At 62.3% G+C, this 15,232-nt stretch carries 17 protein-coding genes; all 17 read left to right on the forward strand.

The genetic code is table 11. From position 1 onward, the window contains the following. Positions 1–2: 2 nt before the first annotated feature. The 17 genes from fliJ (at position 3) to fliA (ending at position 15,190) form a co-directional block, all read left to right on the forward strand. Complete coding sequence (fliJ, locus tag BV82_RS08215) at positions 3–455, forward strand: flagellar export protein FliJ (protein ID WP_036994321.1); 453 nt, start codon at positions 3–5, stop codon at positions 453–455. Between the two features lie 93 nt (positions 456–548). Then, complete coding sequence (locus BV82_RS08220) at positions 549–854, forward strand: STAS domain-containing protein (protein WP_036994322.1); 306 nt, start codon at positions 549–551, stop codon at positions 852–854. Next, positions 851–2,566, forward strand: a complete 1,716-nt coding sequence (locus tag BV82_RS08225) for an ATP-binding SpoIIE family protein phosphatase (RefSeq protein WP_036994323.1) — start codon at positions 851–853, stop codon at positions 2,564–2,566. Before BV82_RS08220 ends, BV82_RS08225 begins: the two co-directional genes overlap by 4 nt. Positions 2,567–2,591: 25 nt before the next feature. After that, positions 2,592–2,939: an Hpt domain-containing protein gene (locus BV82_RS08230; protein ID WP_010225003.1), complete on the forward strand. Its 348-nt coding sequence runs from the start codon at positions 2,592–2,594 to the stop codon at positions 2,937–2,939. A 91-nt stretch (positions 2,940–3,030) separates the two neighbouring features. Next, entirely contained in the window at positions 3,031–4,341 is a 1,311-nt protein-coding gene (locus BV82_RS08235; protein WP_036994324.1) for a flagellar hook-length control protein FliK, read from the forward strand. A gap of 131 nt (positions 4,342–4,472) precedes the next feature. Then, positions 4,473–4,967, forward strand: a complete 495-nt coding sequence (gene fliL / locus BV82_RS08240) for a flagellar basal body-associated protein FliL (protein ID WP_010225005.1) — start codon at positions 4,473–4,475, stop codon at positions 4,965–4,967. Between the two features lie 9 nt (positions 4,968–4,976). Then, on the forward strand, positions 4,977–5,945 hold the full coding sequence (fliM, locus tag BV82_RS08245) for a flagellar motor switch protein FliM (protein WP_010225006.1): 969 nt from the start codon (positions 4,977–4,979) through the stop codon (positions 5,943–5,945). 46 nt (positions 5,946–5,991) lie between these two features. Then, positions 5,992–6,456 carry a flagellar motor switch protein FliN gene (fliN, locus tag BV82_RS08250; protein WP_010225007.1) on the forward strand — a complete coding sequence of 155 codons (465 nt, stop codon included), beginning with the start codon at positions 5,992–5,994 and terminating at the stop codon, positions 6,454–6,456. Positions 6,457–6,468: 12 nt separating this feature from the next. Continuing rightward, positions 6,469–6,912, forward strand: a complete 444-nt coding sequence (gene fliO, locus BV82_RS08255) for a flagellar biosynthetic protein FliO (protein WP_420831748.1) — start codon at positions 6,469–6,471, stop codon at positions 6,910–6,912. Next, positions 6,912–7,664, forward strand: a complete 753-nt coding sequence (fliP, locus tag BV82_RS08260) for a flagellar type III secretion system pore protein FliP (RefSeq protein ID WP_010225011.1) — start codon at positions 6,912–6,914, stop codon at positions 7,662–7,664. Before fliO ends, fliP begins: the two co-directional genes overlap by 1 nt. 21 nt (positions 7,665–7,685) lie before the next feature. Next, positions 7,686–7,955: a flagellar biosynthesis protein FliQ gene (gene fliQ / locus BV82_RS08265; RefSeq protein ID WP_010225013.1), complete on the forward strand. Its 270-nt coding sequence runs from the start codon at positions 7,686–7,688 to the stop codon at positions 7,953–7,955. Position 7,956: 1 nt separating this feature from the next. Then, complete coding sequence (gene fliR / locus BV82_RS08270) at positions 7,957–8,739, forward strand: flagellar biosynthetic protein FliR (protein ID WP_036994465.1); 783 nt, start codon at positions 7,957–7,959, stop codon at positions 8,737–8,739. Positions 8,740–8,741: 2 nt separating this feature from the next. Continuing rightward, a complete protein-coding gene (gene flhB / locus BV82_RS08275) occupies positions 8,742–9,878 on the forward strand; it encodes a flagellar biosynthesis protein FlhB (RefSeq protein WP_036994325.1) in 1,137 nt (378 codons plus the stop codon). Positions 9,879–10,047: 169 nt separating this feature from the next. After that, positions 10,048–12,177 (forward strand): flagellar biosynthesis protein FlhA, encoded by a 2,130-nt coding sequence (flhA, locus tag BV82_RS08280; protein ID WP_010225019.1) that lies wholly within the window; start codon positions 10,048–10,050, stop codon positions 12,175–12,177. An 11-nt stretch (positions 12,178–12,188) separates the two neighbouring features. Further along, positions 12,189–13,499 carry a flagellar biosynthesis GTPase FlhF gene (gene flhF / locus BV82_RS08285; RefSeq protein WP_036994326.1) on the forward strand — a complete coding sequence of 437 codons (1,311 nt, stop codon included), beginning with the start codon at positions 12,189–12,191 and terminating at the stop codon, positions 13,497–13,499. Positions 13,500–13,619: 120 nt separating this feature from the next. After that, the gene (gene fleN, locus BV82_RS08290; protein ID WP_016393812.1) at positions 13,620–14,453 is read left to right on the forward strand and encodes a flagellar synthesis regulator FleN; all 834 of its coding nucleotides are present in this window, start codon (positions 13,620–13,622) and stop codon (positions 14,451–14,453) included. Continuing rightward, positions 14,450–15,190: an RNA polymerase sigma factor FliA gene (gene fliA / locus BV82_RS08295; RefSeq protein ID WP_010225024.1), complete on the forward strand. Its 741-nt coding sequence runs from the start codon at positions 14,450–14,452 to the stop codon at positions 15,188–15,190. Before fleN ends, fliA begins: the two co-directional genes overlap by 4 nt. Positions 15,191–15,232: the final 42 nt, after the last annotated feature.

The raw sequence follows: 15,232 nt of genomic DNA on the forward strand, positions 1-15,232 counted from the left end.
CCATGGCCCAGCCCAGTCGTGCCGCGCGCCTGGCGCCAGTGGTGGAAATGGCCGAAAACGCCGAGCGTCAGGCTGCCCAGCGCCTGGGGCAGTTCCAGCAGCAGGTGAACATGGCCCAGGCCAAGCTCAGTGAGCTCGACCGCTTTCGCGAAGATTACCAGTTGCAGTGGATCAACCGTGGCGGGCAGGGCGTGTCCGGTAGCTGGCTGGTCAACTACCAGAGCTTCCTTGGTCAGTTGGAAGCTGCCATGACCCAGCAGCGCCAAAGCCTGGCCTGGCACCAGAGCAACCTGAAGAACGCCCGGGGCACCTGGCAGCAGGCTTACGCCCGGGTCGAGGGCTTGCGCAAGCTGGTGCAGCGCTATATCGATGAAGCGCGAATGGCCGAAGACAAACGTGAGCAGAAGCTGCTCGACGAACTGTCCCAGCGTTTGCCGCGTCACGACCGCTACTGAGGCAGGTATTGGTCGCCAAGGGTTGCCGCTGGGTGGCTGGGCTGCTAAACCTTCTAGTTGTCTGTAATCGTCGTAACGGAAGGAATCGCCTACATGGCAGTTGAATCTGTGGTGTCCCAGGATGGGAAAAAGCTGACGATCAAGGTCAAAGGGCGTTTTGACTTTGGCAAGCATCAGGAGTTTCGCAATGCCTATGAGCACAAGCCAGCCAGGCCGGAGTCGGTAGTGGTAGACCTCAAGGAGGCGACCTACCTCGACAGTTCAGCGCTGGGCATGCTGCTGTTGCTGCGTGATCATGCCGGGGGTGACGAGTCGGATGTGCGGGTGGTCAATGCCAGTTCCGACGTGCGCAAAATCCTGGCTATCTCCAACTTTGACAAGTTGTTTGACATCAGTTGAACCAGGTCTGTGCTGATGTCGAGGCGCTCAGCGTACTGATCGCCGAAGATGGCGCGGCCGATCGCTTGCTGCTCGCCACCATCGTACGCAAGCAGGGGCACCAGGTGCTCACTGCCGAGAATGGCGAGCAGGCGGTTGCCCTGTTCGCCGAGCGGCGCCCGCATGTCGTCCTGCTCGATGCCATGATGCCGGTGATGGACGGCTTCGAGGCGGCCCGGAAAATCAAGGCCCTGGCGGGTGAGGCGCTGGTGCCGATCATCTTTCTGACGTCGTTGAGCGAAGAGCAGGCGCTGGTGCGCTGCCTGGAGGCGGGTGGCGACGATTTTCTGGCAAAGCCTTATAGCCCGGTGATCCTGGCCGCCAAAATCAAGGCCATGGACCGCTTGCGCCGGCTGCAGGCAACAGTGCTTGAGCAACGTGACCAGATTGCCCGGCATCACAATCACCTGCTCAACGAGCAGCGGGTAGCCAAGGCGGTATTTGATCAGGTGGCCCATGCCGGCTGCCTGAGTGCGCCGAACATCCGCTACCTGCAATCGCCCTATGCCTTGTTCAACGGTGATTTGCTGTTGGCCGCCTACACGCCGGCTGGCGACATGCATGTATTGCTGGGGGATTTTACCGGGCATGGCTTGCCGGCCGCGGTCGGCGCCATGCCCCTGGCCGAAGTGTTCTACGGCATGACGGCCAAGGGCTACGGCCTGGCCGAAACCCTGCGGGAGATGAATGCCAAGCTCAAGCGCATTCTGCCGGTGGACATGTTCTGTTGTGCGCTGCTGCTGAACCTGAGCTTCCAGAGGCGGGTGGTCGAAGTGTGGAATGGCGGCATGCCCGACGGCTACCTGTTACCGGCCAGTGGGGGCGAGCCGCAGCCGCTGGTGTCGCGGCACCTGCCGCTGGGCATCCTGGCGCCTGAGCAGTTCGACGACACCACCGAGGTGCTGCCGCTGGCGTTGGGAGAGCGGTTGTTCTTGCTGTCGGACGGGGTGGTCGATACCAGTGATGAAAACGACCAGTTGTTTGGCGTCGAGCGCTTGCGCCGGGTGCTGGCGGCCAATCGTCAGCCGGCGCTGTTGTTCGAAGAGGTGCTGCAGGCGCTCGACGGCTTTCGCGGGCGCTCGCGCGACGACGTCAGCCTGCTGGATATCGAGGTGGTGGAGCCGCAACTGTCGTCGCCGTTGCCTGTGATCTATTCTGATAGTGGCCAGTCCAGCCCGCTGGACTGGTCATTGCAGTTCGAGTTTCGTGCCGAGACGCTCAAGCGCTTCAACCCCTTGCCTTACCTGCAGCAGTTGCTGCAGGAAATTCACGGCCTGCGGGCTCAGGGCGGGGCGCTGCACAGCGTGTTGACCGAACTGTATTCCAATGCCCTGGAGCACGGGGTGCTGGGCCTGGATTCTGCGCTCAAGCGCGATGCGCGCAGCTTTGCCACCTATTACCAGATGCGCAACGAGCGTCTACAGGCGCTGAGCGCAGGCTTCATCCGCGTGCACCTGCGGGTTGAACCTCTTGGTCAGGGCGGGCGTCTGATTATCGAGGTCGAAGATAGCGGCAAGGGCTTCAATGTGAGTAAAGTGCTGGCCAGGCCTGTGTCCGAGCAAGGGTTGTGCGGGCGCGGGCTGAATCTCGTGCGCCGCTTGAGCCGGCGTGCCGAATGGGCCGACGAGGGGCGCCGCGCATGCGTGGAGTTCGCCTGGGAGGCTCAGGCATAATCCAACTTGATCAAGGAGTGAGCAAGTGTCCGACATTCACATCGATCGCAAGGTGCTTAGCGATTTGCAGGAGGTCATGGAAGATGGCTACCTGTACTTGCTGGAAACCTTTCTTGACGATTCCGAAAAACGCCTCAGCCAGTTGCATGAAGCGAAAAACGCCGACGAGCTGGCGCATGCCGCGCACAGCTTCAAGGGCAGTAGCAGCAACATGGGCGCCTTGGCGTTGGCCGAGTTGTGCCGGCAGCTGGAAGACCGGGTCAATAATGGGCCGCTGCAGGGGATCGAGGATCTGATCAATCAGATCGACCGCGAGTATTCGGCGGTGCGTCAGTTATATCGCGAAGAGCGTCGGCGCGTATCGATCGGCTGAGCAAATTGTGGCGTCAGTAATGGAACCTGGCGCGACTTTTGCGTGAACTTCGCCAACTTACGCTTTCGACCCCTGTAGTGGAGACGCCTACATGCCCGTCGCTTCCAATTCCCTGCTGCAAGCCAGTGCGCCGGCAAAGCCATCGCGCGTCGCTACCGGCGCGCCGGAAAAATCGCCGCAGGCCTCCAACGACAAGGCTGGCGGCTTTTCTCAGGTGTATGCCAAGGAGTCTCGCGAGGCGAACGCTACGGCTGGCGACCCGCCGCTGCGTGAAAACGCCAGCGCCACGCCTGCCTCCGTCAGCGACGGCAAGAAAACCGCCGGTGATGACGCGAAGGTTGCCGATAGCGGCAAAAAGTTGCCTGAGGAGCAGGATGGCGCTGAAGCGGATCCGGCGCTGAGCGCAGATCCGACCTTGCTCGACTCCAGCCTGGTGGCTGGCCAGGTGACCGATGCGCAGCCGGGCGCCCAACTGATTCAGGCCCAGGCCGAAGCGGTCGCGCCAGTGGTGCAGGCTGCTGCGCAGCTTCAGGTACAGCCTGCGGTCGTGGCGTCGCCGGCAGCAGAAGCTGTGCTTGAACCGCAGGCTGCTTTTGACCCTGAGGCAGACCCTCTGGCCGACCTGCCGGCCTTGCGCCTGGCCCTGGAGCAGAGTGCCCAGGCCCAGGGCACTACCTCCACCCACGCGGCCAAGCCTGCTGCTGCCCAGCCTGAGGCGATGCCTGCCCAGCCTGCCGTCAATACCCTGGCGGCCCTGCTGGACAAGCCGGGTGCCGATGCCGAGCAGGGTGAGCCGGGCGAAAAAGCCTTCAGCGGCCTGATCGATGATGGGCTCAAGGACCTGAAAAGTGCTTCGAGCGATACCCGCGTCGACAACTTTGCCGAGCGCCTGAGCAGCCTGACCCAGGCGGCCACGGCCAAGACTGCCAATGCCGTGCCGGTGGCGACGCCGCTCAACCAGCCGTTGGCGATGAACCAGGGCGGCTGGACCGAAGGCCTGGTCAACCGGGTCATGTACCTGTCCAGCCAGAACCTCAAGTCGGCGGATATCAAGCTTGAGCCCGCCGAGTTGGGGCGCCTGGACATCCGCGTCAACCTGGCGCCGGAACAACAGGCCCAGGTGACCTTTGTCAGTGGTCATGCCGGGGTGCGCGAAGCGCTGGAGAACCAGGTGCACCGGCTCAAGGAAATGTTCGCCCAGCAGGGGTTGGGGCAGCCGGACGTCAACGTCGCCGATCAGTCCCGTGGCGGGCAGCAGCAGGGCGCCCAGGATGCACCGAAGTTCAGTGGTGTGGCGGCGCGGCGCAATGAAGCTGGTGAATCCGCTGAAATTGCACCGGGCGCAATGCCGATCGAGCAGCAGTCGGTTGTGGGCTCCAGCGCGGTGGATTACTACGCCTGATTGGCTGCGGTCTTTGTGGGAGCTGGCCTTGCCAGCGATGCAAGGCGCAGCCTTGCCCTTCCAGGTTGGCATAACACTTGCTCAACCCTCGCCATGTGACTGAAATCTCCGATGAATGACGGATTATTGGCATGGCGAAGAGCGAAGCAGAGAAAGACCCCGCCGCAAAAGGCAAACTCAAGCTGATCCTGCTGTTGGTACTGGCGTTGTTGCTGGCCGTCGGTCTGTCGGTTGGTGCCACCTGGTTCTTCCTGCACCAGTCCGAGAGCAAGCCGGCCGTCGATCCGGCCCTGGCCAACCTTAAGCCTGCGGCCATCTACGAGCCCCTGGCGCCAGCGTTCGTGGTCAACTTCAACCAGAACGGCCGCCAGCGTTTCATGCAGGTGAGCATCACCATGCAAGGCCGCGACCAGGCTGCACTGGATGCCCTCAAGGTGCACATGCCGGTGATCCGCAACAACCTGGTCATGCTGTTCTCGGGGCAGGGGTTCGACACCCTGGCCAGCCCGGTCGGTCAGGAGATGCTGCGTCAGAAAGCCACTGCCAGTGTCCAGGAAGTGGCACAGAAGGAAGTCGGCAAGCCGGTCGTCGACCAGCTGCTGTTCACCAATTTCGTATTGCAGTAGGAGCCCCAGATGGCCGTGCAGGACCTGCTGTCCCAGGATGAAATCGATGCCTTGCTGCATGGCGTCGACGATGGGTTGGTGCAAACCGAAAGCAATGCCGAACCCGGCAGTGTCAAAAGTTATGACCTGACCAGTCAGGATCGGATCGTCCGCGGACGCATGCCGACCCTGGAAATGATCAACGAGCGCTTCGCTCGCTATACCCGCATCAGCATGTTCAACCTGCTGCGTCGCTCCGCCGACGTGGCGGTGGGCGGCGTGCAGGTGATGAAGTTCGGCGAATACGTGCACTCGCTGTACGTGCCTACCAGCCTCAACCTGGTGAAGATCAAGCCGCTGCGGGGTACCTCGCTGTTCATCCTCGACGCCAAGCTGGTGTTCAAGCTGGTGGACAACTTCTTTGGCGGCGACGGTCGTCACGCCAAGATCGAAGGGCGTGAGTTCACCCCGACCGAGCTGCGCGTGGTGCGCATGGTCCTGGACCAGGCTTTCGTCGACCTCAAGGAGGCCTGGCAGGCGATCATGCCGGTCAACTTCGAGTACATCAACTCCGAGGTCAACCCGGCCATGGCCAACATTGTCGGGCCGAGCGAGGCGGTGGTGGTCTCGACTTTCCACATCGAGCTCGACGGCGGCGGCGGTGACCTGCACGTGACCATGCCGTACTCGATGATCGAGCCGGTGCGCGAGATGCTCGACGCCGGTTTCCAGTCCGACCTGGACGACCAGGACGAGCGCTGGATCAAGGCCCTGCGCGAAGACGTGCTGGACGTCAGCGTGCCGCTCAGTGCCACGGTTGCCCGTCGCCAGCTCAAGCTGCGCGACATCCTGCACATGCAGCCGGGCGACGTGATTCCGGTCGAGCTGCCGGAAGAACTGATCCTGCGGGCCAACGGCGTGCCGTCGTTCAAGGCCAAGCTGGGTTCGCACAAGGGCAACCTGGCCCTGCAGATTATCGATCCGATCGAGCGCCGCTGAGGCGCTTGTGGTTCCAACTCCGAATTGATTGCCCGTCGAGGACAAAATGGCTAACGAAAACGATATCACCTCCCCGGAGGAGCAGGCCCTGGCCGATGAGTGGGCTGCGGCCCTGGAAGAAACCGGCGACGCCGGGCAGTCCGATATCGACGCCTTGCTGGCTGCCGATGCCGGCAATACATCGCCCAACCGCCTGGCCATGGAAGAGTTCGGCAGTTCGCCGCGCAGCAACGAGCCGGTCACCCTCGATGGTCCGAACCTGGATGTGATCCTGGATATCCCGGTGAGCATTTCCATGGAAGTGGGCAGCACCGAAATCAACATCCGCAACCTGCTGCAGCTCAACCAGGGCTCGGTGATCGAGCTCGACCGCCTGGCCGGTGAGCCGCTCGACGTGCTGGTCAACGGCACCCTGATCGCCCATGGCGAAGTGGTTGTGGTCAACGAAAAGTTCGGCATCCGCCTGACTGACGTGATCAGCCCAAGCGAACGCATCAAGAAGTTGCGCTGAGTGAGCAGGCTCCTGCGCAACGGCCTGGCCCTGTGTGGTGGCCTGTATGTGGATGTCGCCCTGGCCGCCGTTACGCAGCCGGCCGCTGCCGTGGTGGCGCCGACGGCGAGCGGCAGCGCGGCGGGGCAGTTGACCCAGCTGGTGCTGGGCTTGCTGTTGGTGCTGGGGCTGATCTTTTTGCTCGCCTGGCTGCTGCGCCGGGTGCAGAACGCCGCACCGGGCAGTGCTCAGGTCATCGAGATCCTCGGCAGCCGTGCGCTGGGGCCGCGAGATCGCCTGCTGCTGATACAGGTTGGCAAGGAGCAGATTCTCATCGGCCATTCGCCAGGCACAATCGAGGCCTTGCATGTATTGGCCGAGCCAGTCGAAGTGCCCGTCAGCGCGCGTCAGGCAACACCAGAATTCGCCCAGCGCTTGATGGAGCTGATGGGCAAGGATCAGAAGGGAAGATCGTGATGGGCGCGTTGCGCATGATGTTGACGCTGGCGCTGTTGCTGGCGGCGCCAATGGCTTTGGCGGCTGATCCGCTGTCGATCCCGGCGATCACCCTGTCCAGCGGGGCAGACGGGCAGCAGGAGTATTCGGTCAGCCTGCAGATCCTGCTGATCATGACGGCGCTGAGCTTCATCCCGGCGTTCGTCGTGCTGATGACCAGCTTCACCCGCATCATCATCGTCTTCTCCATTCTGCGCCAGGCCCTGGGCCTGCAGCAGACCCCGTCGAACCAGATCCTGACCGGCATGGCGCTGTTCCTGACGATGTTCATCATGGCGCCGGTGTTCGACCGGGTGAACCAGGATGCCCTGCAGCCGTACCTGAGCGAAAAGCTCAGCGCCCAGGATGCCATCAGCAAGGCCCAGGTGCCGCTCAAGGACTTCATGCTGGCGCAAACCCGCGAAAGTGACCTGGACCTGTTCATGCGCCTGTCCAAGCGCACCGACATCGCCAGCCCCGATCAGGCGCCACTGACCATCCTGGTGCCGGCCTTCGTCACTTCCGAGCTCAAGACCGCGTTCCAGATCGGTTTCATGATTTTCATCCCGTTCCTGATCATCGATCTTGTGGTCGCCAGTGTGTTGATGGCCATGGGTATGATGATGCTCTCGCCGCTGATCATCTCGTTGCCGTTCAAGATCATGCTGTTCGTCCTGGTCGATGGCTGGGCGCTGATCATGGGTACCCTGGCCGGCAGTTTCGGCGGCGTCTGACGTCGCGAGGAGAAGTAGTCCATGACCCCTGAAGTGGCTGTCGACCTGTTTCGTGACGCGCTGTGGCTGACCACCCTGATGGTGGCTATCCTGGTGGTGCCGAGCCTGCTGGTGGGGCTGGTGGTGGCCATGTTCCAGGCCGCCACGCAGATCAACGAACAGACCCTGAGCTTTCTGCCGCGCCTGCTGGTCATGCTGATCACCCTGATCGTGGTCGGGCCCTGGCTGGTGCAGAAGTTCATGGAATACATCCTGTCGTTGTACGGCAGCATTCCGCAACTGATTGGTTGACCTGGCCGTGCTCGAGCTCACCGATGCGCAGATCAGTACCTGGGTGGCCAGCTTCATCCTGCCGCTGTTTCGCGTCACCGCTGTGCTGATGACCATGCCGATCTTTGGCACCACCTTGGTGCCGGCGCGCATTCGCCTGTATTTCGCCCTGGCGATTACCGTGGTGATCGTCCCTGGGCTGCCGCCCATGCCTGAGGTCAATGCGCTGGACCTCAAGGCCCTGCTGCTGATTGCCGAGCAGATCATCATCGGCGCCCTGTTCGGGATGGCGCTGCAGTTGTTCTTCCAGATTTTCGTGATTGCCGGGCAGATCGTCGCGATCCAGATGGGCATGGCCTTCGCCTCCATGGTCGACCCGGCCAACGGTGTCAACGTCGCGGTGGTCAGCCAGTTCCTGACCATGCTGGTGACCTTGCTGTTCCTCGCTATCAACGGCCATCTGGTGGTCTTCGAGGTGTTGACCGAAAGCTTTACCACCTTGCCGGTGGGCGGCGGCTTGCTGGTCAACCATTTCTGGGACCTGGCCGGGCGCCTGGGGTGGGTGCTGGGTGCGGCGATGCTGCTGGTGTTGCCGGCGATTACCGCGCTGCTGGTGGTCAACATTGCTTTTGGTGTGATGACGCGTGCAGCACCGCAACTGAACATCTTTTCCATCGGCTTTCCGCTGACCCTGGTACTGGGGTTGGTGATCTTCTGGATTACCCTGGCCGATATCATTCCTCACTACCATTCGCTGGCCTCCGAGGCCCTGCAATGGCTGCGTGAACTGGCACGGGCGCGCTGAGCATGGCAGAGAGCGAAAGCGGTCAGGACAAGACAGAAGACCCCACCGAGAAGCGCAAGAAGGACGCCCGCGAGAAGGGTGAGATCGCCCGTTCCAAGGAGCTCAACACTGTTACGGTGACCCTGGCCGGGGCGGGTGCATTGCTGGCGTTTGGCGGTGGCCTGGCGCAAACCCTGATGGAGTTGATGCGCACCAACTTCACACTGTCGCGCGAGGTGCTCATCGATGAGCGCTCCATGGGGATCTTTCTCATGGCGTCCGGCAAGATCGCCCTGCTGGCAACCCAGCCGGTGCTGTTGGTGTTGTTGATTGCCGCGATCATCGGCCCGGTGTCGCTGGGCGGCTTTCTGTTTTCCAGCAGCTCGCTGGCGCCGAAGTTCAGCCGCATGAACCCGCTGTCGGGGATCAAGCGGATGTTTTCGGTCAACGCCTTGTCCGAGCTGCTCAAGGCCCTGGCCAAGTTCTTCATGATTCTCATCGTCGCCCTGGCGGTGCTCTCGGCCGATCGCGATGACCTGCTGGCGATTGCCAACGAACCGCTGGAGCAGGCCATCATTCACAGCGTGCAGGTGGTGGGCTGGAGTGCCCTGTGGATGGCCGCCGGCCTGCTGATCATTGCCGCCGTCGATGTGCCGATCCAGCTCTGGCAGGCGCACAAGAAGCTGCTGATGACCAAGCAGGAAGTGCGTGACGAGTACAAGGACTCCGAGGGCAAGCCCGAGGTCAAGCAGCGTATTCGCCAGTTGCAGCGCGAAGCTTCGCAGCGGCGGATGATGGCGGCGATCCCCGAGGCCGACGTGATCATCACCAACCCGACCCACTATGCGGTGGCGCTCAAGTACGACCCGGAGAAGGGCTCGGCGCCGCTGTTGCTGGCCAAGGGTGCCGACTTCATCGCCCTGAAGATTCGCGAGATCGCCAGCGAGCACAAGATCCAGGTGCTCGAATCGCCGGCGCTGGCGCGTTCGATCTACTACTCCACCGAGCTTGAAGAAGAGATTCCTGCCGGCTTGTACCTGGCAGTGGCCCAGGTGCTGGCCTATGTCTACCAGATCCGCCAGTACCGCGCCGGCAAGGGCAAGCCGCCGGAGCCGCTCAAGGACCTGCCGATCCCGCCGGATTTGCGTCGCGACTCCTGACCAAGTCTACGCAGATTCATTGTGGGAGCCGGCCTTGCCGGCGATGGCTGCGCAGCAGCCCCGGGCCACTCAAACCACCTCGTTCAGCAAAGTTGGAAAGCTTCTTGCAAAGGCAGCGCAGCGCGCCTCAAAGGCGTCAAAGTTTTGCTTGAGCTAACGAGGAATACCGGTGGATCGCTCTCAGTTAATCAACAGTGCCCGTAGCAACCTGGTCGGTCTAGGCCGGGGCAACCTGGGTGTGCCGCTGTTGCTGCTGGTGATGCTGGCAATGATGATGTTGCCGATCCCGCCGTTTTTGCTCGACGTGTTCTTCACCTTCAACATCGCCCTGTCGATCGTGGTCCTGCTGGTCTGCGTCTATGCCTTGCGCCCGCTGGACTTCGCCGCGTTCCCGACCATCCTGCTGGTGGCAACCTTGCTGCGCCTGGCGCTCAACGTGGCGTCCACGCGGGTGGTGATGCTCCATGGTCACGATGGCCACGAAGCCGCCGGTAAGGTGATCCAGGCCTTCGGCGAGGTGGTGATCGGCGGCAACTACGTGGTCGGTATCGTGGTCTTCGCGATCCTGATGATCATCAACTTCGTGGTGGTCACCAAGGGTGCCGGGCGTATTTCCGAGGTGAGCGCGCGCTTTACCCTCGACGCCATGCCCGGCAAGCAGATGGCCATCGACGCCGACCTCAACGCCGGTCTGATCGACCAGGCCCAGGCCAAGGCGCGCCGCGCCGAAGTGGCCGGGGAGGCCGAGTTCTACGGTTCGATGGACGGTGCCAGCAAGTTTGTCCGCGGTGACGCCATCGCCGGCCTGCTGATCCTGTTCATCAACCTGATCGGCGGCATGGCCGTCGGCATGTTCCAGCACAACATGACCTTTGCCGATGCCGGCAAGGTCTATGCCTTGCTGACCATTGGTGACGGTTTGGTGGCGCAGTTGCCATCGCTGTTGCTGTCCACTGCGGCCGCGATCATGGTTACCCGCGCCTCGGGCTCCGAGGACATGGGCAAGCAGATCAACCGGCAAATGTTCGACTCGCCCAAGGCCCTGGCGGTCTCCGCCGGCCTGATGATCGTCATGGGCCTGGTCCCGGGCATGCCGCACGTCGCCTTCTTGAGCCTGGGCCTGCTGGCCGGCGGTGGCGCCTACCTGGTCTGGCGCAAGCAGAACCAGGCCAAGGTCAAGGCCCTGGAAGAGGTGCAACGCCAGCAGGACCTGCTGCCGTCGCCACAGCGCGCCATGGAAACCAAAGAGCTGGGCTGGGATGACGTCACCCCGATCGACATGATCGGCCTGGAGGTCGGCTATCGGCTGATTCCGCTGGTCGATCGCAACCAGGGTGGGCAGTTGCTGGCGCGGATCAAGGGGGTGCGCAAAAAGCTCTCCCAGGACCTGGGCTTTCTCATGCCTACGGTGCACATTCGCGACAACCTCGACCTGGCGCCCAGCGCTTACCGCCTGACCCTGATGGGGGTGATCCTGGCCGAGGCCGAAATTTACCCGGACCGCGAGCTTGCGATCAACCCGGGGCAGGTGTTCGGTACCCTCAACGGCATTGCCGCTCGCGACCCGGCCTTTGGCCTGGAAGCGGTGTGGATCGACATCAACCAGCGCAGCCAGGCGCAGTCGCTGGGCTACACGGTGGTGGACGCCAGTACCGTGGTCGCCACCCACCTCAACCAGATCCTGCACAAGCACTGTCACGAGCTGATCGGTCACGAAGAAGTGCAGCAGTTGCTGCAGGTGCTGGCCAAGGCCTCGCCCAAGCTCGCCGAAGAATTGGTGCCGAGCGTCATTTCATTGTCGGGGCTGCTCAAGGTCCTGCAGGCATTGCTCGCCGAGCAGGTTCCGGTACGCGATATTCGCAGCATTGCCGAGGCTATCGCCAACAACCCGGCCAAGAGTCAAGATACCGCCGCATTGGTGGCGGTGGTGCGCGTCGGATTGTGTCGCGCTATCGTGCAAAGCATTGTCGGCGTTGAGTCCGAGCTGCCTGTCATCACCCTTGAGCCAAGATTGGAACAGATTTTGCTCAATAGTTTGCAAAGGGCTGGGCAAGGCCAGGAAGACGGTGTTCTTCTGGAGCCGAGCATGGCCGAAAAGCTTCAGCGTTCGTTGATCGAAGCCGCCCAGCGTCAGGAGATGCAAGGGCAGCCGGCGATCCTCCTGGTCGCAGGACCGGTACGAGCCATGCTGTCGCGCTTCGGTCGCCTGGCTGTACCGAATTTGCATGTTTTGGCGTACCAGGAAATACCTGACAACAAGCAAGTTACCATCGTCGCCACAGTGGGCCCGAACGGCTGAGGTAGTGGGTTATGCAAGTTAAGCGTTTTTTCGCCGCCGATATGCGTCAGGCCATGAAGCTGGTTCGCGATGAGCTGGGGGCCGAGGCCGCCATCATCGGCAACCGACGGATTGCTGGCGGTGTCGAGCTGACGGCTGCGCTGGACTACAAGCTGTCCGCCCTGGCGCCGCGGGTGCCGAACGTCGAGCTTGAAGACGAGCTGCGCAAGACCCAGTCGCGCATCGTCACCGCCCAGGCCGAACTGAGCAGTCGCAGCGAGAGCGAAGACGCCAACCGTCAGCTGTTTGCCGGCCTGCCGCTGACCGCTTCCGAGCCGTTGATCGACCCGCAGGTCGAAGCGCCGGTGGTGCCTGCTGCGCCGGCGGCTGCCCCGATCGATCCACGCCTGTTCGACTCGATGCGTTCGGAGTTGTCGGGCCTGCGCGAACTGCTTGAAGTGCAGCTCGGCTCGCTGGCCTGGAGCCAGTTGCAGGGCAACAAGCCACAGCAGGCCAACCTCTGGCGTCGCTTGCAGCGCATTGGCCTGTCCGGCCCGATTGCCCGTGAACTGCTCGAGCTGACCACCGAAATCGAAGAGCCGCGCCACGCCTGGCGCATGCTCCTGGCGCATCTTGCACGCATGATTGAAGTGCCGGAAATCGAACCTATCGAAGAAGGCGGTGTCATTGCCATGGTCGGTCCGGCCGGCATGGGCAAAACTACCACCCTGGCCAAGCTCGCGGCGCGCTATGTGCTCAAGTACGGCGCGCAGAACCTGGCCCTGGTGAGCATGGACAGCTTTCGCATCGGTGCCCAGGAGCAGCTCAAGACCCTGGGGCGGATTCTCAACGTCTCGGTCACTCACGTCGACCCGGGCCAGTCGTTGGCCCAGGCCCTCGACCCGCTGCTGCGCAAGCGCGTGGTGTTGATCGATACCGCCGGCCTGCAGGCCAGCGACCCGGCGCTGCGCATGCAGCTTGAAACCCTTGCCGGACGCGGGATTCAGGCCAAGAATTACCTGGTGCTGGCAACCACCAGCCAAAAGCAGGTGCTCACCGCCGCCTACCACAGCTACAAGCGCTGCGGCCTGGCCGGTTGCATCCTGACCAAGCTAGATGAAACCGCCAGCCTCGGCGAAGTATTGAGCCTGGCGATCAGTCACGAATTGCCGGTGGCCTATCTTACCGATGGCCCGCGCATTCCTGACGACCTGCACCTGCCGCGCCGGCACCAGTTGGTCAGCCGTGCCGTGAGTGTGCAGGTGCAGGACGAGCCCAGCGAAGAGGCCATGGCCGACATGTTCGCTGATCTCTACCACAGCTCCGGCAAACGCGTGGGCTGAGGTGAATATGAATACGTTGCAAAGTACCTACATCAATGGTCTGCCAGGCATTTTTCAGGTGTTGAAAGCGCAGCCCAGTCATGTGGCCTCGGTCTAAGTAAGACAAGGTAAAGAACAAACATGGGTAGCATGCATCCCGTACAGGTGATCGCCGTGACCGGCGGCAAAGGTGGCGTCGGCAAGACTAATGTGTCAGTGAACCTGTCATTGGCGCTGGCTGAGCTTGGCCGTCGGGTCATGCTGCTGGACGCCGACCTGGGGCTGGCCAACGTTGACGTGCTGTTGGGCCTGACGCCCAAACGCACCCTGGCCGATGTCATCGAAGGCCGTTGCGAGCTGCGCGATGTGCTGCTGCAAGGCCCCGGCGGTGTGCGCATCGTGCCGGCGGCTTCGGGTACGCAGAGCATGGTGCACCTGGCCCCGGCCCAGCACGCCGGCCTGATCCAGGCCTTCAGCGAGATCGGCGACAACCTCGATGTACTGGTGATCGATACCGCTGCGGGTATCGGTGACTCGGTAGTCAGTTTTGTCCGCGCCGCCCAGGAAGTACTGCTGGTGGTGTGCGACGAACCTACCTCGATCACCGACGCCTATGCGCTGATCAAGCTGCTCAACCGCGATTACGGCATGAACCGCTTCCGTGTCCTGGCGAACATGGCCCAGAGCCCGCAGGAAGGGCGCAACCTGTTCGCCAAGTTGACCAAGGTCACTGATCGCTTCCTCGATGTCGCCCTACAATACGTCGGTGCGGTGCCTTACGACGAATGCGTGCGCAAGGCGGTGCAGAAGCAGCGAGCGGTCTATGAAGCCTTTCCGCGTTCCAAGTGCGCGCTGGCGTTCAAGGCCATTGCCCAGAAAGTCGATAGCTGGCCGCTGCCTGCCAACCCACGGGGGCACCTGGAGTTCTTCGTCGAGCGTCTGGTGCAACCGACGAGTGCGGGTCCGGTGCTATGAACGCCAGCGGTTATCGGATGTACAGCAAGGCTTCGCGTGATGCCCAGTATGAGTTGATCGAACGTTACGCGCCGTTGGTCAAGCGTATCGCCTACCACCTGCTGGCACGGTTGCCGGCCAGTGTGCAGGTCGAGGACCTGATCCAGGCCGGGATGATCGGCCTGCTCGAAGTCGCCAACAAGTATGACGCGAGCAAGGGGGCCAGTTTCGAGACCTACGCCGGCATCCGTATTCGCGGGGCCATGCTCGATGAAGTGCGCAAGGGCGACTGGGCGCCACGTTCGGTACACCGCAATACCCGCATGGTCAGTGACGCGATTCGTGCAATTGAAGCAAAAACCGGCCGCGACGCTAAAGATCACGAAGTTGCTGCCGAACTTCAATTGAGTCTCGATGATTATTACGGGATTTTGAATGACACCCTGGGCAGCCGCCTGTTCAGTTTCGACGACCTGTTGCAGGACGGCGAACATGAAGGCCTGCACGAGGACGGTGCCAGTGCCCAGCTCGAGCCTTCGCGCGATCTGGAGGACGAGCGTTTTCAGGCAGCCTTGGCCGATGCAATCGCCAACCTGCCGGAGCGTGAGCGTCTGGTCCTGGCGCTGTACTACGACGAAGAACTCAACCTCAAGGAGATCGGTGAGGTCCTGGGGGTGAGTGAGTCGCGTGTCAGCCAGTTGCACAGCCAGTGCGCGGCACGTTTGCGTGGCCGCCTGGGGGAATGGCGGGCGCGTTGAACACCGGTTCGATGCAGTCGTGAAATGTAGTGCCGAATTGAT

Origin of the sequence: Pseudomonas donghuensis (genome assembly GCF_000696345.2) — a bacterium.
Lineage (GTDB): Bacteria > Pseudomonadota > Gammaproteobacteria > Pseudomonadales > Pseudomonadaceae > Aquipseudomonas > Aquipseudomonas donghuensis.